Origin of the sequence: Phytopseudomonas daroniae, from assembly GCF_004327285.1 — a bacterium.
GTDB lineage: Bacteria > Pseudomonadota > Gammaproteobacteria > Pseudomonadales > Pseudomonadaceae > Aquipseudomonas > Aquipseudomonas daroniae.
On the sequence record NZ_QJUI01000005.1, the window covers coordinates 117,728 to 143,675 of the forward strand.

General features: G+C 64.1%; 24 protein-coding genes. 10 read left to right on the forward strand and 14 right to left on the reverse strand.

Annotated features, from left to right (window positions below):
• Positions 1-67 precede the first annotated feature (67 nt).
• The 4 genes from fmt (at position 68) to DNK06_RS07150 (ending at position 4,098) form a co-directional block, all read left to right on the forward strand.
• Positions 68-1,009, forward strand: coding sequence for a methionyl-tRNA formyltransferase (fmt, locus tag DNK06_RS07135; RefSeq protein ID WP_131179341.1), 942 nt, complete (start codon positions 68-70; stop codon positions 1,007-1,009).
• Positions 1,006-2,322: a 16S rRNA (cytosine(967)-C(5))-methyltransferase RsmB gene (gene rsmB, locus DNK06_RS07140; protein ID WP_131179342.1), complete on the forward strand. Its 1,317-nt coding sequence runs from the start codon at positions 1,006-1,008 to the stop codon at positions 2,320-2,322. The genes fmt and rsmB overlap by 4 nt, the downstream gene beginning before the upstream one ends.
• Positions 2,319-3,692: a Trk system potassium transporter TrkA gene (gene trkA / locus DNK06_RS07145; protein ID WP_131179343.1), complete on the forward strand. Its 1,374-nt coding sequence runs from the start codon at positions 2,319-2,321 to the stop codon at positions 3,690-3,692. The genes rsmB and trkA overlap by 4 nt, the downstream gene beginning before the upstream one ends.
• 85 nt (positions 3,693-3,777) lie before the next feature.
• Positions 3,778-4,098, forward strand: coding sequence for a tetratricopeptide repeat protein (locus DNK06_RS07150; protein ID WP_131179344.1), 321 nt, complete (start codon positions 3,778-3,780; stop codon positions 4,096-4,098).
• Between the two features lie 250 nt (positions 4,099-4,348).
• Here DNK06_RS07150 and DNK06_RS07155 read toward each other — a convergent pair whose 3' ends face one another.
• Entirely contained in the window at positions 4,349-5,248 is a 900-nt protein-coding gene (locus DNK06_RS07155) for a LysR family transcriptional regulator (RefSeq protein ID WP_131179345.1), read from the reverse strand.
• 174 nt (positions 5,249-5,422) lie between these two features.
• Between DNK06_RS07155 and DNK06_RS07160 the strand changes: the two genes are divergently transcribed.
• Positions 5,423-6,715: an MFS transporter gene (locus DNK06_RS07160; RefSeq protein WP_131179346.1), complete on the forward strand. Its 1,293-nt coding sequence runs from the start codon at positions 5,423-5,425 to the stop codon at positions 6,713-6,715.
• A gap of 272 nt (positions 6,716-6,987) precedes the next feature.
• Here DNK06_RS07160 and DNK06_RS07165 read toward each other — a convergent pair whose 3' ends face one another.
• The 4 genes from DNK06_RS07165 to DNK06_RS07180 all read right to left on the reverse strand — a co-directional run bounded on the left by DNK06_RS07165 (position 6,988) and on the right by DNK06_RS07180 (position 11,587).
• Positions 6,988-8,364, reverse strand: a complete 1,377-nt coding sequence (locus DNK06_RS07165; RefSeq protein ID WP_131179347.1) for an aspartate aminotransferase family protein — start codon at positions 8,362-8,364, stop codon at positions 6,988-6,990.
• Positions 8,365-8,415: 51 nt separating this feature from the next.
• Positions 8,416-9,879, reverse strand: a complete 1,464-nt coding sequence (locus tag DNK06_RS07170) for an NAD-dependent succinate-semialdehyde dehydrogenase (protein ID WP_131179348.1) — start codon at positions 9,877-9,879, stop codon at positions 8,416-8,418.
• A gap of 202 nt (positions 9,880-10,081) precedes the next feature.
• Positions 10,082-10,735 (reverse strand): 7-cyano-7-deazaguanine/7-aminomethyl-7-deazaguanine transporter, encoded by a 654-nt coding sequence (locus tag DNK06_RS07175; protein ID WP_131179349.1) that lies wholly within the window; start codon positions 10,733-10,735, stop codon positions 10,082-10,084.
• A gap of 309 nt (positions 10,736-11,044) precedes the next feature.
• Positions 11,045-11,587, reverse strand: a complete 543-nt coding sequence (locus tag DNK06_RS07180) for a C40 family peptidase (protein WP_131179350.1) — start codon at positions 11,585-11,587, stop codon at positions 11,045-11,047.
• A gap of 315 nt (positions 11,588-11,902) precedes the next feature.
• Between DNK06_RS07180 and choX the strand changes: the two genes are divergently transcribed.
• Entirely contained in the window at positions 11,903-12,829 is a 927-nt protein-coding gene (gene choX / locus DNK06_RS07185) for a choline ABC transporter substrate-binding protein (RefSeq protein ID WP_131179351.1), read from the forward strand.
• A 21-nt stretch (positions 12,830-12,850) separates the two neighbouring features.
• Here choX and DNK06_RS07190 read toward each other — a convergent pair whose 3' ends face one another.
• From DNK06_RS07190 to ehuR, 7 genes are all read right to left on the reverse strand, one after another.
• A complete protein-coding gene (locus DNK06_RS07190) occupies positions 12,851-13,333 on the reverse strand; it encodes an Lrp/AsnC family transcriptional regulator (protein ID WP_131179352.1) in 483 nt (160 codons plus the stop codon).
• Positions 13,334-13,481: 148 nt separating this feature from the next.
• A complete protein-coding gene (gene doeB / locus DNK06_RS07195) occupies positions 13,482-14,486 on the reverse strand; it encodes a N(2)-acetyl-L-2,4-diaminobutanoate deacetylase DoeB (protein ID WP_131179353.1) in 1,005 nt (334 codons plus the stop codon).
• A gap of 117 nt (positions 14,487-14,603) precedes the next feature.
• Positions 14,604-15,794 carry an ectoine hydrolase DoeA gene (gene doeA, locus DNK06_RS07200; protein ID WP_131179354.1) on the reverse strand — a complete coding sequence of 397 codons (1,191 nt, stop codon included), beginning with the start codon at positions 15,792-15,794 and terminating at the stop codon, positions 14,604-14,606.
• A gap of 28 nt (positions 15,795-15,822) precedes the next feature.
• Entirely contained in the window at positions 15,823-16,800 is a 978-nt protein-coding gene (eutC, locus tag DNK06_RS07205; RefSeq protein ID WP_131179355.1) for an ectoine utilization protein EutC, read from the reverse strand.
• A gap of 9 nt (positions 16,801-16,809) precedes the next feature.
• Entirely contained in the window at positions 16,810-17,781 is a 972-nt protein-coding gene (gene eutB, locus DNK06_RS07210; protein ID WP_131179356.1) for a hydroxyectoine utilization dehydratase EutB, read from the reverse strand.
• A 373-nt stretch (positions 17,782-18,154) separates the two neighbouring features.
• Positions 18,155-19,714 (reverse strand): sensor domain-containing diguanylate cyclase, encoded by a 1,560-nt coding sequence (locus DNK06_RS07215; RefSeq protein ID WP_131179357.1) that lies wholly within the window; start codon positions 19,712-19,714, stop codon positions 18,155-18,157.
• Positions 19,715-19,853: 139 nt separating this feature from the next.
• Positions 19,854-21,251 (reverse strand): MocR-like ectoine utilization transcription factor EhuR, encoded by a 1,398-nt coding sequence (gene ehuR, locus DNK06_RS07220; protein ID WP_131179358.1) that lies wholly within the window; start codon positions 21,249-21,251, stop codon positions 19,854-19,856.
• A gap of 252 nt (positions 21,252-21,503) precedes the next feature.
• Here ehuR and ehuB point away from each other — a divergent pair, with 252 nt between their 5' ends.
• From ehuB to ehuA, 4 genes are all read left to right on the forward strand, one after another.
• Entirely contained in the window at positions 21,504-22,355 is an 852-nt protein-coding gene (gene ehuB, locus DNK06_RS07225; protein ID WP_131179359.1) for an ectoine/hydroxyectoine ABC transporter substrate-binding protein EhuB, read from the forward strand.
• 79 nt (positions 22,356-22,434) lie between these two features.
• The gene (gene ehuC, locus DNK06_RS07230; protein WP_131179360.1) at positions 22,435-23,094 is read left to right on the forward strand and encodes an ectoine/hydroxyectoine ABC transporter permease subunit EhuC; all 660 of its coding nucleotides are present in this window, start codon (positions 22,435-22,437) and stop codon (positions 23,092-23,094) included.
• Positions 23,091-23,753: an ectoine/hydroxyectoine ABC transporter permease subunit EhuD gene (gene ehuD / locus DNK06_RS07235; protein ID WP_131179361.1), complete on the forward strand. Its 663-nt coding sequence runs from the start codon at positions 23,091-23,093 to the stop codon at positions 23,751-23,753. Before ehuC ends, ehuD begins: the two co-directional genes overlap by 4 nt.
• Positions 23,754-23,794: 41 nt before the next feature.
• Complete coding sequence (gene ehuA, locus DNK06_RS07240; protein ID WP_242674698.1) at positions 23,795-24,574, forward strand: ectoine/hydroxyectoine ABC transporter ATP-binding protein EhuA; 780 nt, start codon at positions 23,795-23,797, stop codon at positions 24,572-24,574.
• A 230-nt stretch (positions 24,575-24,804) separates the two neighbouring features.
• Here the strand turns inward: ehuA and DNK06_RS07245 are convergent, their stop codons facing one another.
• Together DNK06_RS07245 and DNK06_RS07250 are read right to left on the reverse strand one after the other, a co-directional pair.
• Positions 24,805-25,440, reverse strand: coding sequence for a hypothetical protein (locus DNK06_RS07245; protein ID WP_131179363.1), 636 nt, complete (start codon positions 25,438-25,440; stop codon positions 24,805-24,807).
• Positions 25,441-25,643: 203 nt separating this feature from the next.
• Positions 25,644-25,910, reverse strand: coding sequence for a PilZ domain-containing protein (locus DNK06_RS07250; RefSeq protein ID WP_131179364.1), 267 nt, complete (start codon positions 25,908-25,910; stop codon positions 25,644-25,646).
• Positions 25,911-25,948 lie beyond the last annotated feature (38 nt).

Sequence of the window (25,948 nt, forward strand, 5' to 3'; positions counted from 1 at the left end):
CTTGCTACGGCAAGCCTTTTCTTTTTCAGCCGAAGTGCACAACGCTTCCGAGCAACAGCGAGACACCATGACCGAAGCTCTGCGTATCGTATTCGCCGGCACCCCGGAGTTCGCCGCCGCCCACCTCAAGGCGCTGCTCGACACACCGCATCAGATCGTCGCGGTGTACACCCAGCCGGATCGCCCCGCCGGCCGCGGGCAGAAGCTCATGCCCAGCCCGGTCAAGCAGCTTGCCCTGGAAAACGATATCCCCGTGCTGCAGCCTCAGAGCCTGCGTGACGCCGCGGCCCAGGCCGAGCTGGCCGCGTTGGCGCCGGACCTGCTGGTGGTGGTCGCCTACGGGTTGATCCTGCCTCAGGCGGTGCTCGATATCCCGCGCTTCGGCTGCATCAACAGCCACGCGTCCCTGCTGCCGCGCTGGCGCGGTGCGGCGCCGATCCAGCGCGCCGTCCAGGCGGGCGACGCGGAAAGCGGCGTCACCGTGATGCAGATGGAAGCCGGCCTGGACACCGGGCCGATGCTGCTCAAGGTACGTACGCCGATCACTGCCGACGACACCGGCGGCAGCCTGCACGACCGGCTCGCCGAGCTTGGCCCGCCCGCGGTGATCGAAGCCATCGCCGGCCTGGCCAGCGGCACGCTGATGGGCGAAGTGCAGGACGACGCCCAGGCCAACTACGCGCACAAGCTCAACAAGGACGAGGCACGCCTCGACTGGGCGCGCCCGGCCGAAGAGCTGGAGCGGCTGGTTCGCGCCTTCAATCCCTGGCCGATCTGCCACAGCACCCTGAACGACGCGCCACTGAAAGTGCTCGCCGCGCGCCTCGCCGAAGGTCAGGGCCAGCCCGGCGCAATCCTCGCCGCCAGCAAGGACGGCCTGACCGTCGCCTGCGGCACCGGCGCCCTGCTGCTCACTCGCTTGCAATTGCCAGGCGGCAAGGCGCTGAACTTCGCCGACCTGTACAACAGCCGCCGCGAGCAGTTCGCCGTGGGCACGGTGCTGGTATGAACCCCAGGCTGGCGGCCACCCGCGCCCTGGCGGCGGTACTCGAAGGCAAGGCATCGCTGGGCAGCAGCCTGCCGCCGCTGCTCGACAAGGTCGAGGCACGCGACCGCGGCCTCGCCCAGGATCTGGCCTTCGGCGCCGCACGCTGGCAGCCACGCCTGGGGCTGATCGCCGAGAAGCTGCTGCGCAAGCCCTTCAAGGATGGCGACCGCGACCTCGAAGCCCTGCTGCTGATCGGCCTGTACCAGCTGTTCTACACCCGCATTCCTGCCCATGCGGCCATCGGCGAGACCGTCGGCTGCGTCGACAAGCTGAAGAAGACCTCGGCCAAGGGCCTGCTCAACGCCGTGCTGCGCAATGCCCAGCGTGACAGCGAAAGCCTGCTCGCCGAGTTGGATCGCGACCCGGTGCTGCACACTGCCCATCCGCGCTGGCTGCAAAAACAGCTCAAGGCGTTCTGGCCCGAACACTGGCAGGCGATCTGCGCTGCCAACAACGCCCATCCGCCGCTGATCCTGCGGGTCAACCGTCGCCACGGCAGCCGGGATGACTATCTGGCGCGACTGCGTCAGGTCGGCTTCGAAGCCGAGCCCTGCGCCTTCAGCCGCGATGGCATTCGCCTCTTGCAAGCCTGCGACGTGACCCTGCTGCCGGGCTTCGCCGAGGGGCACGTCAGCGTGCAGGATGAAGCCGCGCAACTGGCCGCCGACCTGCTGCAACTGGCGCCCGGCCAGCGCGTGCTGGACGCCTGTGCCGCCCCCGGTGGCAAGACCTGTCACCTGCTCGAAGCCGAGCCAGCGCTGACCGAAGTAGTCGCCGTGGATCTGGAAGCCAAGCGCCTGCTGCGCGTGCGCGAGAACCTCGACCGCCTGCAGCTCGATGCCACGCTGATCGCCGCCGATGGCCGCGACACGGCCGCCTGGTGGGACGGCAAGCCGTTCCAGCGCATCCTCCTCGATGCGCCCTGCTCGGCCACCGGGGTGATCCGCCGTCACCCGGATATCAAGCTGACCCGCCAGCCCGACGACATTCCGGCTCTGGCCAAACTGCAGGGCGAACTGCTCGACGCGCTGTGGCCGACCCTGGAGGTCGGCGGCATCCTGCTCTACGCCACCTGCTCGACCCTGCCGACGGAAAACACCGAGGTGATCGGCGCGTTCCTGGAACGTACGCCAGGTGCTCGCGAGCTCGACATCGCCGGCCCCTTCGGCCTGCAACAGCCTCATGGCCGGCAGTTGCTCGCCCAGCAGGACGGCCACGACGGTTTCTACTATGCCAAGCTGATCAAGATCGCAGCTGCTGGAGCATCCCGATGAAGATCATCATCCTCGGCGCCGGCCAGGTCGGCGGCACCCTGGCCGAACACCTGGCCAGCGAAGCCAACGACATCACCGTGGTGGACACCGACGGTGATCGCCTGCGCGACCTTGGCGACCGCCTCGACATCCGTACCGTGCAGGGCAAGGGTTCGTTCCCCACGGTGCTGCGCCAGGCCGGTGCCGACGATGCCGACATGCTGGTGGCGGTGACCAACAGCGACGAAGTCAACATGATCGCCTGCCAGGTCGCCTACACCCTGTTCCACACGCCGACGCGCATCGCCCGCGTCCGCGAAGCAGCCTACCTGACCCGCGAAACGCTGTTCGACAACGAAGCGATCCCGGTCGACGTGCTGATCAGCCCCGAACAGGTGGTGACCAACTACATCAAGCGCCTGATCGAATACCCCGGCGCCCTGCAGGTCATCGACTTCGCCGAGGGCAAGGCGCAACTGGTGGCGGTCAAGGCCTACTACGGCGGCCCGCTGGTTGGCCAGCAACTGCGCCAGCTGCGCGAACACATGCCCAAGGTCGATACCCGGGTGGCGGCGATCTTCCGCCGCGACCGGGCGATCATGCCCCAGGGCGATACGGTGATCGAAGCCGACGACGAAGTGTTCTTCATCGCCGCCAAGGCCGACATTCGCGCGGTGATGAGCGAGATGCGCCGCCTCGAGGAAAGCTACAAGCGCGTGGTGATCGCTGGCGGCGGGCACATCGGCGAGCGCCTGGCCGAAGCCATCGAAAGCCGCTACCAGGTCAAGATCATCGAGATGAACCCGGCACGCTGCCGCTACCTCTCGGAGAACCTGGAAAGCACCATCGTGCTGCAGGGCAGCTCCTCCGACCGCGATCTGCTGGTGGAAGAGAACATCAAGGATGCCGACATCTTCCTGGCCCTGACCAACGACGACGAAGCCAACATCATGTCCTCGCTGCTGGCCAAGCGCCTGGGCGCGCGCAAGGTGATGACCCTGATCAACAACCCCGCCTACGTCGACCTGATTCAGGGCGGCGAGATCGACATCGCCATCAGCCCGCAGCTGGCCACCATCGGCAGCCTGCTGACCCACGTGCGCCGTGGCGATATCGAAAGCGTGCACTCCCTGCGCCGCGGCGCCGCCGAAGCCATCGAAGCCATCGCCCACGGCGACGCGCGTTCGAGCAAGGTGGTCGGCAAGGCGATCAAGGACATCTCGCTGCCACCGGGCACCACCATCGGCGCGATCATCCGCGCCGAGCAGGTGCTGATCGCCCATGACGTGACGGTGATCGAATCCGGTGACCATGTGATCCTGTTCCTGATGGACAAGAAGCACATTCGCGACGTGGAGAGATTGTTCCAGGTTGGATTGACGTTTTTTTGAGCGGCAAGCCTCAAGCGCTTTACTTGCAGCTTGAGGCTTGCCGCTTGAGGCTTGCCGCTTGAAGCTGCCGACGAAGGAGGCCCCAATGAGTACCGAAGCACTGGAGAAGATGCTGGCCAAGGGCGTGGACAACGCATTGCTGCGTTTCGGTCTGGGCAAGGGATATCTGGATGCCGGCGACGCCGCGCAGGCCGCCGAACACCTGCAGCGCTGCGTCGAACACGACCCGCAGTATTCGGCCGCATGGAAACTGCTGGGCAAAGCCCAGCAGGCAGCCGGCAACCTCGATGCCGCCCGCAGCGCCTGGCAAAGCGGCCTGCAAGCCGCCCAGGCCAAGGGCGACAAGCAGGCGGAAAAGGAGATGAGCGTGTTTCTGCGCAAGCTGGATAAGAGCGCCGGGGCGTGAGATCAGCTCAAACACGTGGATGGGTCGGCCGCGTAGGTTGAGCGAAGCGATACCCATCGAACGGTTTGAATCCCTCGCAAAACCTTGAGGTGACGGCGATGGGTATCGTCGCTTCGCTCCTCAACCTACGCGGCCAACCCATCAGCACCCCGCTATCCCAATGGTGGATGAAAAAAGCATCAGCTACGCGCCCCGATCCACCCTACGTCTGCTATCGGCTTCGTGCTTCAGCCTACGGGTTCGACCGGCTCTATTTCATCGCCTGTACTTCCCTGGTCAGCAGGTCGATGAAGGCCTGAGCCAGCGGCGAGCGTTCCTGACGCCGTTTGACCAGCCATACCGCGGTGGTGGCATCGGCATCCACCAGGGTGCGGAATACCACGCCATCGATGCGGATGCGCCGGAACGAGGCCGGCAGCACGGAAACGCCAAGGCCCGCGGCCACCAAGCCAATGATGGTCAGCGCTTCGTGGGCCTCCTGGGTAACCCGCGGGGTGAATCCGGCTTGCCGAGCCAGGTTGAAGAACTGGCCATACAGGCCTGAGCCGTAATTGCGTGGAAAGTACACGAAAGGCTCGTCGGCCAGCTCAGCCAGGGCCAGGCCGCGATCCTGCTCGCCAGCCAATGGATGGCCGGCATGCAACAGCGCCACCAGCGGTTCACGCAGCAACTCCACCGCGTCCAGCTCCCCAGGCAGTTCCAGCGGTCGGATCATGCCGATCTGCAGTTTCTTTTCCACCAGCGCCTGGCTTACCTGGCGGCTGGTCATTTCCTGCAGGTTGAGGTGTACCGCCGGAAACGCCTGGCGAAAGGCGAATACCGCTCGCGGAATGATCGACACGAATGGCGCCGAAGCGGTGAAGCCGATCTGCAGCTCGCCGATCTCACCCTGCTCGGCGCGGCGCACCACATCCACCGACTTGCTCACCTGGGCCAGGGTCTGGCGGGTTTCCTCGAGAAACAGCCGCCCGGCATCGGTGAGCGCCACATGACGGTTGCTGCGCTCGAACAGGCGCACCCCCAGCTCCTGTTCCAGCGCCTGGATCTGCTGGCTCAGCGGTGGCTGGGAAATGCCCAGCAGCTCGGCAGCGCGGCCAAAATGCAGCTCTTCGGCGACGGCCACGAAGTAACGCAGATGGCGCAGTTCCATAGAGGCTCCATAGGTCGTAAAACATATCGATCGTGTCGAATATTATATTGGAAAGAACTTGCTCGCCTATTTATCCTTGTGATCATTCCCAATTACAAAAACCACCCCCATGCCGGTATTCGCCAGGCATGCGACCGCGTTCCGCCTGGGAAAATGAGTGTTCAAGAGGTAGTAATGAGTCAGCCCGTTCCACACGCACCCAACGAGTGCGTCCCCGCCAACAATGAGGAGCCTGCTCCTAGCAGCCTCTCGGTAGAGCCTGTTTATATCCAGAAAGGCACCCGCGCCTTCCTGCGCACCATCCTCGCCATGTGTTCCGGCGGCTTTGCCACTTTCGCCCTGCTCTACTGCGTACAGCCGATGATGCCGATGCTCTCGCTGCAGTTCGACCTGAGCGCGGCGCAGAGCAGCCTGATCCTCTCCGTTTCCACCATCACCCTGGCCATCGGCCTGTTGATTACCGGGCCGCTGTCCGACGCGCTCGGGCGCAAGCCGGTCATGGTCGTGTCGCTGCTCGCCGCCGCCCTGTTCACCGTCGGCAGCGCGCTGATGCCGACCTGGGAAGGCGTGCTGGTGATGCGCGCGCTGGTCGGCCTGGCGCTCAGCGGCCTGGCCGCGGTGGCCATGAGTTACCTGAGCGAAGAAATCGACCCGCTGCACCTCGGCCTGGCCATGGGCGTGTACATCGGCGGTAACGCCATCGGCGGCATGAGCGGCCGCCTGCTCAGCGGCGTACTGGTGGACTTCATGTCCTGGCATGCGGTGCTGGGCACCCTCGGCGGCCTTGGCCTGCTGGCCGGTGCGCTGTTCTGGCGCCTGCTGCCCGAATCGCGCAACTTCCGCCCCCGCTCGCTGCGCCCACGCAGCCTGCTGCAGGGCTATACCCTGCAGTTCCGCGACGCCGGCCTGCCGTGGTTGTTCCTGCAGGGCTTCCTGCTGATGGGCGCCTTCGTGACGATGTTCAACTACATCGGTTACCGCCTGATCGAGGCACCATTCAAGCTCGACCAGACCAGCATCGGCCTGCTCTCGGTGGTTTACCTGTCGGGTATCTACAGCTCCGCGCAGATCGGCGCCCTGGCCGACAAGCTGGGACGGCGCAAGGTGCTCTGGGCAGTGATAGGCCTGATGCTGGCCGGCCTGACGCTGACCCTGTTCGACGTGCTGCCGGTGATCCTGGTCGGCATGCTGCTGTTCACCTTCGGCTTCTTCGGCGCCCACTCAGTGTCGAGCAGCTGGATCGGCCGCCGCGCCACTCAAGCCAAAGGCCAGGCCTCGTCGCTGTACCTGTTCTGCTACTACCTGGGCTCCAGCGTCGCCGGCACCCTGGGTGGTTTTTTCTGGCAGGCCGCCGGCTGGGATGGCCTGGGCCTGTTCATCGGTTCGCTGCTGCTGGTATCTCTGGCCGTGGCCCTGCACCTGTCGCGCCTGCAGGCGTTGCCGGTGGCGATACAATCGCGGGGGTAGGGTGGATGTCGGACGTCGATCCACTTCATTCCCGATCTGGAAACGCTCGCCGCTGAATCTACCCCCACGGCGGGAGACGTCGGGCAAGGTACCTGGATTTTAAAAGGTAGCCCGCCGCAGAAATGAAAACGCCGGATACCCGTGAGGGTATCCGGCGTTTTTGCTTGAGTCGTGCAGGTAGGGTGGATGACGCTTTTTTCATCCACCAAGAGGGCGTAGTGGTGGATGGATGAAGCGTCGGCTACGCGCCCCGATCCACCCTACGGATAGACTCAAAGCACGTCGTTAGCGACTGCATCCACCGCCGCCTTGGCGATACCGACGACTTCATCGGCCTGCGCCTTGGTCAGTACCAGCGGTGGTGCGAAACCGAGGATATCGCCGTGAGGCATGGCGCGAGCGATCATGCCACGCTCCAGACAGGCCGCCGAGACCTTTGGCCCGACCTTGAGCGCCGGGTCGAAAGGCGTGCGGGCATCCTTGTCGGCCATGAACTCCAGGGCGGCGAGCATGCCGTCGCCGCGCACCTCACCGACCAGCGGGTGGCCTTCGAAGGTCTGGCGCAGTTGCGCATTGAGGTAGCTGCCCACCTCGGCAGCGTTGGCGGTGATGTTTTCCCGCTCGAGAATATCCAGGTTGGCCAGGGCGGCCGCCGCGCAGATCGGGTGGCCGGAGTACGTCCAGCCATGGCCCATGGCGCCGTCGCGGGTGGAAGCGCTGTCGATCACGCTCCACACCTTGTCACCGACGATCACTGCTGACAGCGGCGCGTAAGCGCTGGTCAGGCCCTTGGCGGTGGTCATCAGGTCGGGTTTCATGCCGTAGCGCTGGCTGCCCATCTTGTCGCCCAGGCGGCCGAATGCGCAGACCACTTCGTCGGCGATCAGCAGGATGTCGTATTTGTCGAGCACCGCCTGGATCGCCTGCCAGTAGCCCTTGGGCGGCACGATGATGCCGCCGGTGCCCATCACCGGCTCGCCGATGAATGCCGCTACCGTATCCGCGCCTTCGGCGAGAATCAGCTTCTCCAGACCCTCGGCGCAGTGACGTACGAAGGCAGCCTCGTCCATGCCCGCCGGCGCCTTGTAGAAGTGCGGGCAGGCGGCGTGCTTGATGTCCGCCGCCGGCAGGTCGAAATGCTGGTGAAAGCTGGCCAGGCCGGTGAGGCTACCAGTCATGATGCCCGAGCCATGGTAACCGCGCTGGCGGGAGATGATCTTCTTCTTCAGCGGCCGGCCGAGCACGTTGTTGTAGTAGCGCACCAGCTTGATCTGGGTTTCGTTGGCATCGGAGCCGGAAAGTCCGTAGTAGACCTTCTTCATCCCTTCGGGCGCCCAGTCGATGATGCGGCTGGACAGCTCGATGATCGCCTCGCTCGAGTGGCCCACATAGGTGTGGTAGTAGGCCAGCTCCTTGGCCTGCTTGTAGATCGCGTCGGCCACTTCGGTACGGCCGTAGCCGATGTTCACGCAGTACAGCCCGGCGAAGGCATCGAGGTATTCGCGACCCTGGTGATCGCGGATGTGCACGCCCGAAGCGCCGGTGATGATCTTGCCCGGCAGCGCGCCGCTGGCGTGGTCATGGGCGTGGGTGGACGGGTGCATGAAGTGGGCGCGATCCTGTTCGAACAGGTTCTGGTAGTCGGTCATGGCGATCTCCATCGGATTCATCGTAAGTAGTCGGGGGCAGGGTGCCGGGCTTCAGTAACGCTGGCCCTGGTGGTGGATGCAGAAATACTTGGTCTCGACGAAGGCTTCGAAGCCGTCGCTGCCACCTTCACGGCCCAGGCCCGAGGCCTTCATGCCGCCGAAGGGAATCGGGTGGCCGGTGAACTTGGTGCCGTTGACCGCGACCATGGCGTGCTCCAGTCGGCGGATCAGCGGCTGCACCACGTCCAGGCGGTTGGAACAAATATAGGCGGCCAGCCCGTATTCGGTGTCATTGGCCATGGCCACGGCCTCGTCCAGGGTGTCGAAGGCGCGCACGCCAGCGATGGGCGCGAAGTTCTCTTCACGGTAGATGCGCATGGCATCGGTGACATCGGCCAGCAGCGTCGGCTGCCAGAACCAGCCGCCGAGGGCATGGGGCTCGCCACCGGCCAGCAGGCGCGCACCTTTATCCACAGCATCGGCGACACGCTCGGCTGTCACATCCAGGGCCGCCTGATGCATCAGCGGGCCGATGGCGTGGCGATCCTCCAGGCCGGGGCCGACGCTGAGGCCGCGCACGGCTTTGGCGAAGCGTTGCAGAAAAGCCTCGTACACCGGGCGCTGCACCAGAATGCGGTTGGCGGCGCAGCAGTCCTGGCCGGAGGTCTGGAACTTGGCATCCAGGGCGACCTGCACCGCGTGATCGAGATCGGCGTCGTCGCAGACGATCAACGGCGCGTTGCCGCCCAGCTCCAGAGCCACCTTCTTCACATCCGCGGCGGCCGCCTGCAGCACCAGCTTGCCGACCCGGGTCGAGCCGGTGAAGCTCACCGAGCGCACGCGAGCATCCTTGACCAGGGTTTCCATGGCCATCTGCGGCTCGCCGAGCACCACGTTGAACACCCCGGCGGGGAAACCCGCTTCCTCGGCCAGTTGCGCCAGGGCAAAGGCGGAATAGGGCGTTTCGTGAGCGGGCTTGACCACCACGGTGCAGCCAGCGGCGAGGGCAGCGGCGGCCTTGCGGGTAATCATCGCGCAGGGGAAGTTCCACGGGGTGAGCAGGGCGCAGACGCCCACCGCTTCCTTGACCGTCCCCAGTTGCGCACCTGCAATGTGGCTGGGAATGGTCTGGCCGTAGAGGCGCCGCGCCTCTTCGGCGAACCAGGGAATGAAGCTGGCTGCATAGCGGATCTCGCCACGGGCCTCGGCCAGCGGCTTGCCCTGTTCCTCGCTGAGGATGTGCGCCAGATCTTCCTGATGCAGAAGAATCAGCTCGGCCCAGCGGCGCAGCAGGGCACCACGGGTTTCCAGGCTCTCGTCACGCCAGGCGCTGAAGGCACGCTGGGCGGCGTCCACCGCGGTGACGATCTGCGCCTGGCCGAGCATTGGCACATGGCCGATCACACTCTGGTCGGCGGGGTTCTGCACGGCAATGCTGGCGCCGTTGTCACTGTGCACCCAGTGGCCGTCGACGTAACACAACGATTTGAACAACAGGGGATGATCGAGGGGCATGGCGATGTCTCCGGGCCGATGGGCATGGGAGACATGCTAGAGAAGGGCGGCTTGGCGTTTTTTCCAAGCCACCCTGGTGCTACCGCAGTTTTTTCTGAAGGCGCCGGGCAGGCAGGTGATTTTTGCCGCGGGGAACCATAGGCTGGGATCGGGACGCTCCGAAACCCGGATTACGCCTGCGGCTAATCCAGGCTACGAATGCTCAAACGGCTCTGGCCTGGCGTTGTGGCAAACGCCGCACGATGGCGCCGAGCAGCACGCCATACAGCGGCACGAACAACATCAGGCTGACCGCCAGCTTGATCACGTAGTCGACCACGGCGATCTCCACCCAGTTGGCGGCCATGAAGGGGTCGCTGCTTTGCCAGAAGGCGATGGAAAAGAACGCCAGGGTATCCATGGCCTGACCGAATACGCTGGAGGCAGCCGGAGCCACCCACCATTGCTTCAGCGTGCGCAGGCGGTCGAACACCTGGATATCGAGCAACTGGCCGAGCACGTAGGCTAGGAAGCTGGCCAGGGCGATGCGGAACACGAACAGATTGAATTCACCGAGCACCGCCAGGCCGCCGAACGCGCCTTCGTGGAACAGCACCGAGACGATGTAGGACGCGACCAACGCCGGCACCATCACCCGGGCGATGACCACCCGCGCGGCGCGCTTGCCGATCAGTCTTACGGTGAGGTCGGTAGCCAGGAAGATGAACGGGAAGCTGAAGGCGCCCCAGGTGGTGTGCCAGCCGAAAATGGTGATCGGCAGCTGCACCAGGTAGTTGCTGGCGATGATGATGAGGATGTGAAACGCGATCAGCGCAGCCAATACAGCGCGGCTGACCGATGCAGGAAGCAGGGTCATGACATGTCCTTTTTCGTGAAATGGGGTTAGGGAACCCATTGCCGCGACCAACATGGCCACGAGCGGCGCGCAGTGTACCGCCTGCACCCACGCCGGGACAGCCCGCCCGCCGGATGGCAAGCGTCTTTCCGTTGGCGGCGGTTTGAAGACGTAAGCAGACGCTCACCCCGTAGGGTGGATCGGGGCGCGTGCTGACGCTCTTTTCATCCACCAGTCCGTAGGATGGGTGAAACCCATCGATTTCCGATGGGTTTCACCCATCCTACGACCGGCCGCTTGCGCCTTACAGCAGCCGTTTCGTCTATATCCTCAGCCGTTGCTGGCCAGTTGCGTGCCTTCGGGCATCACCCGCCGGGCCAGTTGGAAGTGTTTTTTCCAGTAACCGTCGCTGAGTTTGTCGATGCGCACATTGCTGCCGCGCCGTGGCGCGTGGATGAAGCGGTCGTTGCCCAGATAGATGGCCACGTGATCGACGCTACGCCCACGAATCCGGAAGAACAGCAGGTCGCCAGGCTCCAGATCGCCCTTGGCCACCTTGGGGCCATCGACCCGGGACAGGGCGCGGGAGGTACGGGGTAGTTCGAGGTCGTCGACCTTCTTGAACGCATAGTTGACCAGGCCGCTGCAGTCGAAACCACGCTCCAGGCTGGTACCGCCCCAGCGATAGGGCGTGCCCAAGGCACTCATGGCTCGCTTGACCACGCTTTGCGCCGGCGTGTGCTCGACCTTGGCTGGCGGCACCACGCGGCTGCTGCCGTCCTGCAGGTGAACACGAAAACTGGCGGAGGCATTACCAACAGCGGCGCAGCACAGAGCGCCACCGAGAAACAGAGAAAGGAAAAATTTATTCAACGTGATGACCTTGAAGATACCCAAGCCGCCGTGAATCCTTTCCTGAATCAGCCACTTGTAACATTGATGAAATAGAGAGGGGGCACTCCGCTCGTCCCGCAGGACGGACAAGCGAAACCGACAGCAAGTTCAATCTTTTCGCCAGTTGCTCGACCAGCGGTCATGCTGTTTATCAGTATGCATGGAGCTTGCTGTCCAACTGCTGAATGAATCCAGAGGATCGATACAGCCTTGCCGATTTTCAACGCTAATCGGCTTGCACTGCCTTACTGACGGCCCTAGGGTTACGGCTCCCCATGCAAAAGGACGATGCCGATGAAGCCCTTAAAGACCATGATCGCTGTCAGCCTGCTGGCCGCGAGTGCCAGCTTCAATGCCCTCGCCGAAGACGCCAAGTGCGCCACTGTCAGCCTCGCCGATCCTGGTTGGAGCGATATCGCGGTCACCAACGGCATTGCCGGCCTGCTGCTCGACGGCCTTGGTTACAAGCCGCAGACCCGCACCCTGGCGGTGCCGATCATCTTCGCCGGGTTGCAGAAGGGTCAGGTCGATGTGTTCCTCGGCAACTGGATGCCGGCCGGCCAGCACGACTACGAGCGCTACGTCGCCAGCGGCCAGGTCGACAAGGTGGTGGAGAACCTCGGCGGTACCGAGTACACCCTGGCCGTGCCGACCTACGCTTATGAAGCGGGCGTACAGGACTTCAAGGATCTGCACAAATTTGCCCAGCGCTTCGGCAAGAAGATCTACGGCATCGGCTCCGGATCGCCGGCCAACGACTATATCCGCCAGATGATCGCCAACAACGAGTTCGAGCTGGGTGACTGGCAACTGGTCGAATCCAGCGAGCAGGCCATGCTGGTGCAGGTCGGCCGGGCCGAGAAACGCGGCCAGTTCGTGGTGTTCCTCGGCTGGACACCGCATCCGATGAACATTCAGTACGACATGCAGTACCTCAAGGGCGGCGAGAAATTCTTCGGCAGCACCGGCTCGGTCAACACCCTGGCGCGCAAAGGCTACGTGGCCGAGTGCCCGAACGTCGGCAAGCTGCTGACCAACCTGAAGTTCACCCAGGACATGGAAAACACCATCATGGACGAGGTGCTAAACCGCAAGGTCAACAACACCACGGCCATCAAGAACTGGATCAAGGCCAACCCCGAAGTGCTCGATGGCTGGCTGGACGGCGTGACCACACGCGACGGCGGCGATGCCATGGCCGCGGTGAAGGCCAAGCTCTAGCGGGCCATTGAAAACTACCTGCTAGTCGTCGCCATCCAGCTCGGCGGGTGCACCAGCGGCATCGTGCTTGATGGTCTTGGTGACGATATAGGTGAAGTAGCGCTCGATGCCGAGGTCTTCCAGCAACAGCTGATCGACGAAGCGCTGGTAATGGTCGATGTCGCGGGTGCGGATCATGGCGATGTAGTCGACGCCACCACCCGTGGCGTAGCAAAAGGCGACTTCCGGCGCCTCGCCCAGGCGCTGCTCGAAGCGGCGCATGTCCTGGGCGGTGTGCTTGGCCAGGGTGATTTCCACCAGCACCTGCTGGGTCTTGAACAACGCCCCCCAATCGATCTGCGCTCGATAGCCCTTGACCAGCCCGGCCGCTTCCAGTTTGCGCACACGCTCCCAGGCTGGCGTCACCGAGAGGTTGATCGCCTCGGCGAGGGCCGACTTGGTGATCCGCCCATCCTCGGAGAGGATGCGCAGGATCTTCAGGTCATAGCGGTCGAGCTTGTGCATCGGTGGCCTCGGTTGATCGGGATTGCGTCCCTTGCAAGGGATCGTCGCTGCAGCGCCTCCCCTCTAAAATGTAGGATGGGTGGCAACCCATCGGCTCTTGATGGGTTACACCCATCCTACCTGGCTGCGTTCGCGAGCAAGCTCGCTCCTACGGACTCACCACCTCGGCGATTACCGCCAGGGTATCACCGCTTTTCACCAACCCGGGGAAGTGCCGGGCGGCGAGCAGGCCGCTGCGTTTGGCGCGGTACTCGATGGCCGGTGCGCCGGTGCGGCGCGCACTGTGCACACGGGCGATGACCTCGCCTTTTTCTACGCTATCGCCAAGGTCGCTGCACATTTCCAGCAGGCCGTCGTCCTCGCTGGCAACGAAGCAGTCGCCATCGGGCATGTCGAGCATCACCGATTCACCCACCTCGATTTCTCCGCTCAGCAAGCCGAAATGGATCAGCAGGTTGCGTACGCCGCGTTCGGCGATGGCCAGGCTTTTCGCCGTGCTGCTACCACCCCCCCCGAGCTCGGTGGTGACGAATACCTTGCCCTGTTCCTCGGCGGCGGTGTCGTACATGCCTACCGCGTCGAGCTCGAGCATGCGCATGCAGTAAGGCGCGGCGAAGGCCCGCATGCCGGCCTCGCAGGCTGCATCCTGGATCTTGTCCGGCAGCACGTGGCAAGCGGCGAAGGGCAGGAAATCCAGGGTCTTGCCGCCAGAATGGATGTCCAGCACCACATCGGCCATGGGTAGCAGGGTGCGCTGGAAATAGTCGGCGATCTTCTGCGTCACCGTGCCGTCCGGCTTGCCGGGAAAGCTGCGGTTCAGATTGCCCTTGTCGATCGGCGAGGTGCGGGTGCCGGCGTGCACCGCCGGGGTGTTCATGAACGGCACGATGATCACCCGCCCGCTGACATCCTCGGCGCGCAGCGTCTGCGCCAGTTTGCTCAGCGCCAGCGGGCCTTCGTATTCGTCACCGTGGTTGCCGCCGGAGAGCAGGGCGGTGGAACCGCTGCCGTTCTTCACCACGGTAAGCGGAATCATCACCGCGCCCCAGGCGGAATCGTCGCGGGAGTAAGGCAGTTTGAGGAAGCCGTGCTGCACGCCGTCACGGTCGAAATCGACGGTGGGGCTAATCGGGTTGTCGCGGAGTTGGGTCATGATGCAAAGCCCGGTACAGGTGGATATATCGAATCTCGCCGCTTTCCGTAGGAGCTGGCTTGCCAGCGATGCATTGTCAATGCTGATCGCCGGCAAGCCGGCTCCTACGGGGGTTGGTCAATCCTTCACGAACAGCTTGCGCGGCACGTCGCAGAAGGTTTCCACGCCGCTGTCGGTGATCAGGATCGATTCGGTGATCTCCAGGCCCCAGTCGTCCAGCCACAGGCCCGGCATGAAGTGGAAGGTCATCCCTGGCTGCAGCACGCTCTCGTCGCTCGGCCGCAGGCTCATGGTGCGCTCGCCCCAGTCCGGCGGATAACTGATACCGATGGGGTAGCCGCAACGGCTGTCCTTGTGGATACCGAACTTCTCCAGCACCTTGAAGAACGCACGGGCGATATCGCCGGTGGTATTGCCCGGTTTGGCTGCCTCCAGGCCGGCGGCGATGCCTTCTACCACGGCTTTCTCGCCGTCGAGAAAATGCTGTGGCGGCTTGCCCAGATAAACGGTTCGCGACAGCGGGCAGTGGTAGCGCTTGTAGCAGCCGGCGATCTCGAAGAAGGTGCCGGCGCCGCTGACCATCGGCGAATCATCCCAGGTCAGGTGCGGAGCACTGGCGTCTGCACCGGTGGGCAACAGCGGCACGATGGCCGGGTAGTCGCCGCCGTGGCCGTCGGCACCGAGAATGCCGGTGCGGTAGATTTCGGCGACCAGCTCGTTCTTGCGCAGGCCCGGCTCGATCTTCTCGAAGATCGCCGCGTGCATCTTCTCGACGATCTTCGCCGCGATGCGCATGTAGCCGATCTCGGTGGGCGACTTGATCGCCCGCTGCCAGTTGACCAGCGCGGTGGCATCGACGAAGCGTGCGTTGGGCAGGTTGCGCTGCAACGCCCCGTAGGCAGCGGCACTGAAGTAGTAGTTGTCCAGCTCGACGCCGATGGCGAGCTTGTCCCAGCCGCGCGCGGCAACCACTTCTTGCGACAGGTAGTCCATCGGGTGGCGCTCGGTGGACTGCACGTAGTGGTCGGGGTAGCCGACGATATTGCTCTGCTGCATGAACACCGTGCGCCGGGCGCCGTTGGCGTCCTGGCCGCGGCCGTACCACACCGGTTCGCCGTCCAGCGCCAGCAGCACGCACTGGTGCACGTAGAACGACCAACCGTCGTAGCCGGTCAGCCAGGCCATGTTGGATGGGTCGGTGACGATCAGCAGCTCGATGCCCTTGGCCTGCATGGCGGTGCGCGTCTTGGCGAGACGCTGGGCGTATTCCTCCCGGCCGAAGGGAAGATTGACGATGATTTCGGACATTGCGGTTGCCCTCCAGGGTGAAACGGATTCAGGAATCGAAGGTGAAGCCTTTGCCAGCCGCGGTCGCACGCTCGTAGGCGAGGCTGGCGATGGCGGTGTCCTGGGCGCCGGTGCCGGTCAGGTCGCAGAGGGTGATCTGTTCGGCGCTGGTGCGGCCCGGCTGCTGGCCGGCGATGACCTGGCCAAGCTCGGCGAATACGTCTTGCGCACCGACCAGCCCGGCTTCGATGGCGTGGTGCAGTTCGCCCAGTACGCGGGTCTGGGAAAGACGATCGGCCACATAGGCGTCGACCTGCGCCAGCACGACTGGGGCGATCTCGTTCTTGTGCTCGGCATCCGAGCCCATGGCGGTGATATGCAGGCCGGGGCGCAGGTGCTCGGATCGGATCAGCGGTTCGCGGCTGGGCGTGGTGGTGATGGCGATATCGGCGCCGTCCAGGGCGGCGTCGATGCTGTCCACGGCCCGGGCATCAATCAGTTCGGCAGCCATGGCGACAGCCTTGCTCGCGTCGCGTGCCCAGATGCGCACCTCGCGCACCTCCCGCACCAGGCGCAATGCCTGCAGTTGCAGGCGCGCCTGCTCGCCAGCGCCGAGAATGGCGACCACGCCGGCATCCTCCCGGGCCAGCCACTTGGCAGCCACGGCGCCAGCGGCAGCGGTGCGCACGGCGGTGAGGTAGCCGTTATCGAGTAGCAGCGCGTCGGCCAGCCCGGTCTGTGCCGAGAACAGCATCATCAGGCCGTTGAGGCTGGGCAGGCCGAGCCTGGGGTTGTCGAAGAAACCGGGGCTGACCTTGATGGCAAAGCGCGGCACACCGGGCAGGTAGGCGGTCTTCACGTCCACCTCGCCATTGTGCTCGGGGATGTCCAGTCGCAGGATCGGCGGCATGGCCACGGCGGCGGTGGCCAGCAGGCGGAAGGCGTTTTCCACTGCGGCCAGGCTGTCGGCATCGATGCCGACGCAGTCGCGCAGGTCGGCCTGGTTGAGAATCAGGGTCTTGGCCATGGGGGTTCCTCAGGCGTCCGCGCCGTTGAGCACGCGCAGGTGCTGGTCGATATCGATGTTGCGGCCGCTGACTACCACCACCACCGGCCCGCGCGGCTCGATCAGGCCGTCGAGCAGGGCGGCGATGCCCACCGCAGCGGCGCCTTCCACCACCAGCAGTTCCTCACGGTAGGCGTGGCGGATGCCGCGGGCGATGGCGGCTTCGTCGAGCAGATGCACCTGGTCACACAGCTCGCGGGTCAGGCCGAAGGTGTAGCGGTTGTCCAAGCCGATGCCGCCGCCGAGCGAATCCGCCAGGGTCGGCAGTTCTTCCACCTCTATCGGGTGCCCGGCCTGCAGGCTGGCGTGCATCGCCGCGCCGAGGCGCATGCTGATGCCGTGAGTACGAATCGCCGGGCTGGTGCTCTTGATCGCCAGTGCCACGCCGGCGAACAGGCCGCCACCGGAGAGCGGCACCAGCACGTCGCAGACGTCCGGGCACTGCTCGAGAATCTCCAGGCCGAGGCTGCCCTGGCCGGCGATTACGTGTGGGTGATCGAACGGCGGAATGAACGTGGCGCCCTGTTCGCGAGCGATGCGCAGTGCTTCGAGCTGAGCATCGTCCTGGCTGCGGCCGGTAACGACCACCTCGGCGCCCAGTTCGCGGATGGCGCGCACCTTGTTCGCCGGCACCAGCTCGGACAGGCACACGGTGGCCTTCACGCCAAGCTGCGACGCCGCGAACGCCAACGCTCTGCCATGATTACCGGTGGAGGCGGTGACCACGCCCAGATGCTGCTGCTCGGCACTCAATTGCGCCACGGCATTGCTCGCGCCACGCAGCTTGAAACTGCCGGTGGCCTGCTGCGATTCCAGCTTCAGCCAAACCGGCACGCCGAGCAGGCGGGTCAGCGAGGGCGAGGCTTCCAGCGGCGTCTGCCGAACCAGGCCGGCGATACGCTGGCGTGCCTGGAGCAGATCGTCGAGATGGATCGAAGGCATGGCGTGCATTCCCCGGAAGGTGTGTGCGACCGAGTGTACGAGCGGGAAATTGCACGGCTGAATGTACTAGGACGATATTTTTAAGGGGCGCTGTGCCGCAGATAGCGTTTTGATCCTGGGCCTGCAAGTGCGTCGCCGCGGCGCGAGGCGATGGCGGCCATGCTGCAAGAATCGCGTATGGCCACGATTCGCCGCGAGGCAAGGCACGAGCCGCGAAGTTTAGATCGTAGGATGGGTCGGGCCGCGTAGGTGCAACCCATCGGCAATTGATGGGTTGCACCCATCCTACGGGCTGGAAAGCTGGACGAAAGAGCCCATGGGGTTTGCTTGTCGTCCAGCCTCCAGCGCTCTAATCGGCCATCCGCTTTTGCCTTTAGCGCGGCAGACCCCGAACGGCCTGGTTGCGCCCCTGATGCTTGGCCTGGTACAGCGCCAGATCGGCGGATTTCAGCACATCGCCCAGACTACTCGAGGTTTCCGGCAAGTGGGCGATGCCGAGGGACACGGTCAGGTGCCCGCCGGTGGCGAAGATATGCCGGGCGACGGCGCTGCGCAGCCGCTCGGCGATCTCCAGCGCATTGTCCAGGCTGGTGTCGGGCAGGAACATGGCGAACTCTTCGCCGCCGGCGCGGCACAGCAGATCCTGGGCGCGGGAACCTTCGCGCATCAGCGCCGCCAGCTCCTGCAACGCCTTGTCGCCGATATCGTGGCCGTGCAGGTCGTTGACCTGCTTGAAATGGTCGATATCCAGTACGATCAGGGCGAAGCTGCGGCCTTCGGCCTGCCAGACGCCAAGCATGCTATCCATGCCGCGCCGGTTGGCCAGGCCGGTGAGCTGGTCGGTCAGGGACTCGTGGTTGAGGCGATGGATCTTGCTGTTGACCTGACGCAGCCCGGCCAGCAGCGAGAGTTTCAGTTGCGCCGCCTCGAAATACCAGGAACGTACCTTCTCGAAGGCTTCGCGGGCTCCAGGCGCATCCATCTCGCGGGCCTGGTGGGCGAGTTGCCAGAGCGGCAGCGAGATCAAGCGCGAGAGCCCCCAGATCGCCAGCAGGGAAAACAGCAGCAACGGCAAGGTATTGAACAGGGTATGCCAGGTCAGGGCCTCCAGTTCCGCCAGCGTGGCCTGCCGCGGCCGTTGCGCCACCAGGCCCCAGCCGGCGCGCTGCAGTGGCGCGTAACCGGCGAGCATTTCCACGCCCTGGCTGTTGCGCAGGCGCATGCTGCTCGCTTCGCCGGCGATGACCGCTTCGATCGCCGGATTGCCGTTGACGAGATTGCCGAGCCGGTTCATGTCCCTGTGGTAGATCAGGTGCCGCTGGCTATCGACGACATAGAGGTAGGAGCCATCGAGGTAGTAATGCTGGCCGAGCAGGCTGCGCAGGATATTGTCCTCCTGCAGGTAGATCGAGCCGGAAACGTAGCCCTTGTAGCTGCCGTCAGCAGCGAACAGGGGGTGGGAAATGGTGATCACCAGCCGACCGGTGACTGTAGTGACGAACGGCTGACTGATCAGCGGTTCGCGGGTTTCCAGATTATGGCGGTTGCCTTCGCTGTGCAGTTGCCGGCCGATCAGGTTCAGGTTTGCCGGGGCGTTGGCGAGCACGCGCCCGCGGGCATCGACGATCAGCACTGCGTTGAAGGTATTGGTCGACAGTTGCAGGCGCCGGGCCTGTTTTTCCAGTTCGGCGGGCCGCTCCAGCGCCTCGACTATATCGGCATGGCTGTACGCCAGCTGCTGCTGGGTGGCGGCAAGAAAATTGTCGGTCGAGTCGGCCAGTTTGGCGGCATAGACGCGATTGGCCTCCAGGGTGGTGCGGATCAGCAGATCCTCCTGCACCTGATAGCTGGAGTGGAGCACGTTGGCGAGCGTCAGCGCCACGGACACCATGGTCAGAGCAAGGATCAGTTGACGGAGATCGATACGGGGCATTGTCTTTCTTATACGACGTTCCAAGGCAAGGGCATCATGCCTGCCGATGGGAACGCTGGCCAGCCAAAAGGCCCCTCGTCGGGATCATCGGGGCATGCCAGCGATACCCTGGCAATGCTCACGCGCAACCTGACGGCACTCAGAAATCATGGATCTTCGGGTACTGCCCGAATACTTCGCGAATGGTCTTCAGGCCCCTGTGCATCTGCGCTTCGCTGCATTCGGCGCCCACGCACAGGCGCACCGCACGAGGCCGTGGCATACCCGGCGGCACGAAGGGATCGGGCAGGGTGAGGGCCACGTGCTTGCGCCGCAGCTCGCGCAGCAGGCTGTCCACCTCCCAGTGCTCCGGCACGGCGAGCCAGGCATTCAGCGAATAGGCATGGTTACGCAGCAGGTATTCGCCCAGCTCAGCCTCGACCAGTGCCTGCCGGTTGGCCAGCAACTGACGCTGCATCTGCACCATTTCCTCGGCATGGCCGCCATTGATCCAGCGGGCGGCGATCTCACCGAGCAATGGCGTGGCCATCCAGCTGTTGACCCGCAGAATGCTCTCGGTACGCAACGCCAGGCGCTTGGGCATCGCCAGGTAGCCGATGCGCAACCCGGCGAGTACTGACTTGGTCATGCTGGTGCAGTAGAAGGACAGCTCCGGCAGGTAATGGCTGATCGGCCGCGCCCGCTGCTGGCCGGCGAGCAGCGGGCCATAGACATCGTCCTCGATCACGTACACGCCATAACGGCGGGCGATCTCGGCGATCTCCCGGCGCCGCGCATCGGGCATCAGACAACTGGTGGGGTTATTCAGATTGGGCGTGCACACCAGGGCGGTGATGCGCTCGTTGCCGCACATGTCTTCGAAGTGCTCGGGATCGATGCCGTGGGCGTCCATCTCCAGGCCCTTGAGGGTGAAGCCGAGCACCTGGGACGAGCCGATCACGCCGTGATCGGAGAGCCCCTCGCAGAGCACCACGTCGTCCGGCCCGGCCAGCGAGGCCAGGGCCAGGAAGATGCCGTGAGCCGCGCCATTGGTGAGCAGCAGGTCGTCACGGGTCACGTCCAGGCCGAGCCGGGACAGCCAGCGCACCCCGGCATCGCGGTGGCTTTCGAAGCCGGCGATGGGGCGAAAGGCGCGGATCCACGGTTGATCGGACTCGGTCGCCAGCTCGCCGCAGGTGGCCTGCCACAGGCGATCGTGCTCGGCGGTATGGACGATGCGGGCGATGGAAAAATCCAGCAGCGCCTGCTCGCTGTGATCGAGCATCGAAGTGGCCACCCGCTCGCTGGTACGCCGCGACACGAAGCTGCCGCGGCCCACCTCACAGCGTACCCGGCCCTGGCGCTCGAGCTCCTTGTAAGCGTTGGTTACCGTCTGCACGCTGATGCCCAGGGCCTCGGAAACCTGGCGCTGCGGCGGCAAACGCTGGCCGTCAGTAAGGCTACCCTGTTCGATATCGGCGGCAATGGCCTGCACCAGCGTCTTGTACTTGGACTCGCCCTGGCGAGCGCTGCCCAATGCCTGCTTCCAGTTGTGCATACTGCTCCTGCGGGTTGGAGGCTGTTGAGCACAGCATCCCGCCTGTCAGCTTTGGATTCAATTGTCCTAGTGCAATACCGCAGACAAAAACCCTTTTGTATGCTCGGGCTCAAGGTGGAACCGGCGCTCGATGCGCACAGAAAAATATTGAATCCACCTCTCCGGCCGCACGCGGCCAGATGCTCTTGAAAACCTGCCTCCTAACATAGCGCTCCGCTCCATCGGGCGGATTACAAGAAACAGGAGAATCACATGATGAGCAGCGTTATTCCTTTCACCGCACGTCGCCTCGCGGTCGCCTGCGGCCTTCTCGTCGGCCTCTGCGCCAGTGTTGCACAGGCCGCCGATACCCTGGACAAGGTCAAGGACAACAGCAGCGTGCGGATCGGCTACGCCAACGAAACGCCGTTCGCCTATACCGCGCTGGATGGCAGCGTCACAGGCGAATCGCCGGAAATCGTCAAGAAGATCTTCGAGAAGATGGGCGTCAAGACCGTCAACCCGGTGCTCACCGAGTGGGGTTCGCTGATCCCCGGTCTGCGCGCCAGCCGCTTCGATCTGATCGCCGCCGGCATGTACATCACCCCCGAGCGCTGCAAGCAGGTGCTGTTCACCGATCCGCATTATCAGTTGCCCGATACCCTGCTGACCAAAACCGGTAACCCGAAGAACCTGCACAGCTACGAGGACATCGCCAAGAGCGGTGCCAAGGTAGCGATCATGGCCGGCACGGTGAACCTCGGTTACGCCCGCGATGCCGGCATCACCGACGGGCAGATCCTCCAGGTACCGGACACCACCGCACAACTGCAGGCCGTACGCGCTGGCCGAGCCGATGCCGCCGTGGGCACTCAGCTGACCATGAAGGGCCTGGCCGATAAGGGCGGCGACTCGGTGGAAGCCATCGACGAGTTCAAGGACGACCCGTCCCACACCGGCTACGGTGCCCTGGCCTTCCGCCCGGAAGACAAGGCCTTTCGCGACGCAGTCAACGCCGAGCTGAAGCAGTGGCTCGGCAGCGAAGAGCACCTGGCCACGGTCAAGCCGTTCGGCTTCGACGAGTCCAACATCACCGACAAGACCGCCGCCGAGCTCTGCCAGTAGGAGCGGGCTTGCCCGCGAGCGGTTTGCGCGGACGGGCAATGCATTTCTCCCGTTTCCTTCGCCAAATAGGATCGTATTGATGGGCGACCTACTTCCTCTGCTGCTGCAAGGCGCCTGGGTGACCGTACAGGTCACGTTCTGGGGCTCGCTGCTGGCCATCGTCTCGGCGGTGATCGCCGCCCTGGGCCGGCTCTCGCCAATCGGCCCACTGCGCTGGCTGGCCATCGTCTACATCGAGGTGTTTCGCGGCACCTCGCTGCTGGTGCAGCTGTTCTGGCTGTACTTCGTGCTGCCGATGCCACCGTTCAATGTCGAGATGAGCGCCTATGCCGTGGCCATCGTCGGCCTTGGCCTGCATATCGGCGCCTATGGCGCGGAAGTCATGCGCGGCGCCATCCGTTCGGTGGCCAAGGGTCAATATGAGGCATGCCAGGCGCTGAACATGTCGCCGGCCAAACGCTTCTACCGGATCATCCTGCCTCAGGCGCTGCTGGCGGCGATTCCGCCGGGCACCAACCTGTTGATCGAACTGCTGAAGAACACCTCGCTGGTGTCGCTGATCACTCTGTCGGATCTGGCCTTCCGCGCCCGTCAGCTGGATCAGGCGACCTTCATGACTCTGGAGATCTTCGCCCTGGCGCTGCTGATGTACTTCGTCATGGCTCAGGCGATCAACCTGGGCATGCGCCGGCTGGAAAAACGCCTGGCACGCGGCCGTATGCGCGGGGGCCTGTCATGAACTTCTTCGACTGGGAATTCGCCTGGAGCATCCTGCCGCAACTGCTGCAGGCCTCGCTCAATACCCTGCTGATCACCTTTGGCGGCTTCGCCATCGCCATCGTGCTCGGTCTGTTCCTGGCCATCGCCCGGCGCAGCCGGCAGGTATGGTTATCGTGGCCGGCCACCGGGCTGATCGAGTTCATCCGCAGCACGCCGCTGCTGATTCAGGTGTACTTTCTGTTCTATGTGTTCCCCAACTACGGGATCAATCTCACCGCCCTGCAGGCGGGTATCCTCGGTATCGCCCTGCATTACGCCTGCTACACGGCCGAGGTGTACCGCGCGGGTCTGGATGCGGTGCCGCGGGCGCAGTGGGAGGCAGTCACCGCGCTCAATCTGTCGCCGCTGACCGCCTACCGCAACATCATCCTGCCCCAGGCGCTGCGGCCGATCCTGCCGGCCCTGGGCAACTACCTGGTGGCGATGCTCAAGGATACGCCGGTACTGTCGGCCATCACCGTGGTGGAAATCATGCAGCAGGCCAAGAACATCGGCTCGGAAAGCTTCCGCTACCTGGAACCGATCACCATGGTCGGGCTGTTCTTTCTGCTGCTCAGTCTCGGCCTCGCCTGGTGTGTGCGCCGCCTCGAAGACCGTATGGAGGAGGCGCCACGATGAACGCCCCGCTACTTTCGCCCACTGCTGCCGGGAGTCCCGCCATGCCACAGCCCATCGTGCGCTTCACCGACGTGACCAAGCGCTACGGCAACCTGACCGTGCTCAATCACCTCAATCTGGAAGTCGCTCCCGGCGAGAAAGTCGCCATCATCGGCCCCAGCGGTTCGGGAAAATCCACCCTGCTGCGTGCGTTGATGACCCTGGAGGATATCGATGAAGGCGTGATCGAGGTCGACGACCAGCCGCTGACCCACATGCCCGGTCGCGACGGACGCCTGGTACGCGCCAGTGCCAGTCACCAGCGCAAGGTGCGCGGCAAGATCGGCATGGTGTTCCAGAGCTTCAATCTGTTCCCACACATGAACGCCATGCAGAACGTCATCGAAGCACCGGTGCAGGTGCTCGGCATGAACAAGCGCGAAGCCAGCGAGCGGGCGCGAGAACTGCTCGATATGGTCGGCCTGGGTGCCAAGCTCGAGCACTATCCCTCCCAGCTTTCCGGTGGGCAGCAACAGCGCGTGGCCATCGCCCGCGCCCTGGCCATGCGCCCCAAGGTGATGCTGTTCGACGAGGTGACTTCAGCGCTCGATCCCGAGCTGTGCGGCGAGGTACTCAACGTCATCCGCCGCCTGGGCAGCGAGCACAACCTGACCATGCTGATGGTCACCCACCAGATGGGTTTCGCCCGCGAGTTCGCCGACCGCGTGTGCTTCTTCCATCAGGGCTGCATCCACGAACAGGGCACCCCGGCCGAACTGTTCGGCAACCCGCAGCAGGAACGTACGCAGAGCTTCCTCAGCGCGGTGAACGAGGCGCATTGAGGCGCAAGCGGCCAGTCGATAACTTGCGTAAAACGGAGGATCAGGCCTTCGGCCCCGGATTACGCCTGCGGCTAATCCAGGCTACGTTCGGGGCACGGCACCCGGTAGGTTGGATCGGGGCGCGTAGCCTAGCCGCAGGCGTAATCCGACATTTGGCCGGTGCATCCCATACAACGTTTCGAACGGCTGCTTATGCCTTGTGCCGCCAGAGCCAGTGTCGTGGTGAGGCGCTACTGGCGCGGCACCTCGAACGACAGGGTCGCCACGTGCACCACGCTGTCGTAGCGCTTGCCATCGACGGTGGCGGCACCGTTGACCTGGGCGGTCACCTCCAGCACGTAGCTGGCCGGGAAGGACGGATCCAGGGTCACGGCGCCTTCGGCATTCGGCTTGAGCGTGCGCGTCCACTGCTCAGAGGTGTAGACGTTGACCTGGGACGCCGACACCAGGGTACCTTTCCAGTGCAGCTTGAAGGTATTGCCGTCGGGTTCGGTCGGTACCAGTTCCAGGTCGTTGACCGCCTTGGTCTCACTGCGCCCGGCCTTGGCTTCGTAGATCACCAGGCTATCGCCTTCAGGCAGCTTGGCGCTGACACGCAGATCGCCCTGGCCATTGTCGGTGATCGGGTAGGCATCACCGCTGGCACGCAGCGCAGCGGTCTTGCCGTCAGCCTGTTTGATGCTCGGTTCCAGCAGCTTGCCCAGACTCAGTCGTTCGCTGGGCTGGAAGTCACTCAGGTAGGCCTTGGCCTGCGGGGCAGCGCCACGTTCGATCCACAGGTACTCGGCCTGGGCCGCTGGAACAGCCAGCGTCGCACCAAACAGAAGAACCAGGGAAGCCATGTGGCGGCCACGGAACGGGGTCATGAGAACTCCTTTTCACGAAATTGAACGAGAAGCTCGGCAGCAGCACCGAGCGAGAAAAGTGGTGGTTCATCTACAAAGACGAATAACTCGGGGAAAACCCGCACTGCGCGATGAAAAAATCACCACAACCTCGTTCAGGAGGCATCGAACAGCAGCGTGCCCACGCAGAAGTGGGCACGCTGAGGGTTTGCTGCAGAAGAGGATCAGTCGCGAACGAAGCGCAGCCCCACGCCATCGGCGTCGACGCGCATCACTTCCATTTCCAGGATCGGTGCTTCGATGGGCATATCCTGCACCTGGCCGGTCACCCGGGTACCAAGCTCCAGAGCAGCCAGATCCTCATGCCGAACGTACACGCCACCATCGGAGAGATCGCGAGTCTGGGCGACCCGTTCACCGAAGCTCGGATGGCAGATCTTGATACGGCACTTCATCGGGATTCGGGGATACTGACGCTGGTTGGCGGACATGACCTGAACAGCCTCGTGGGAAAAGATTTGCCCTGTTA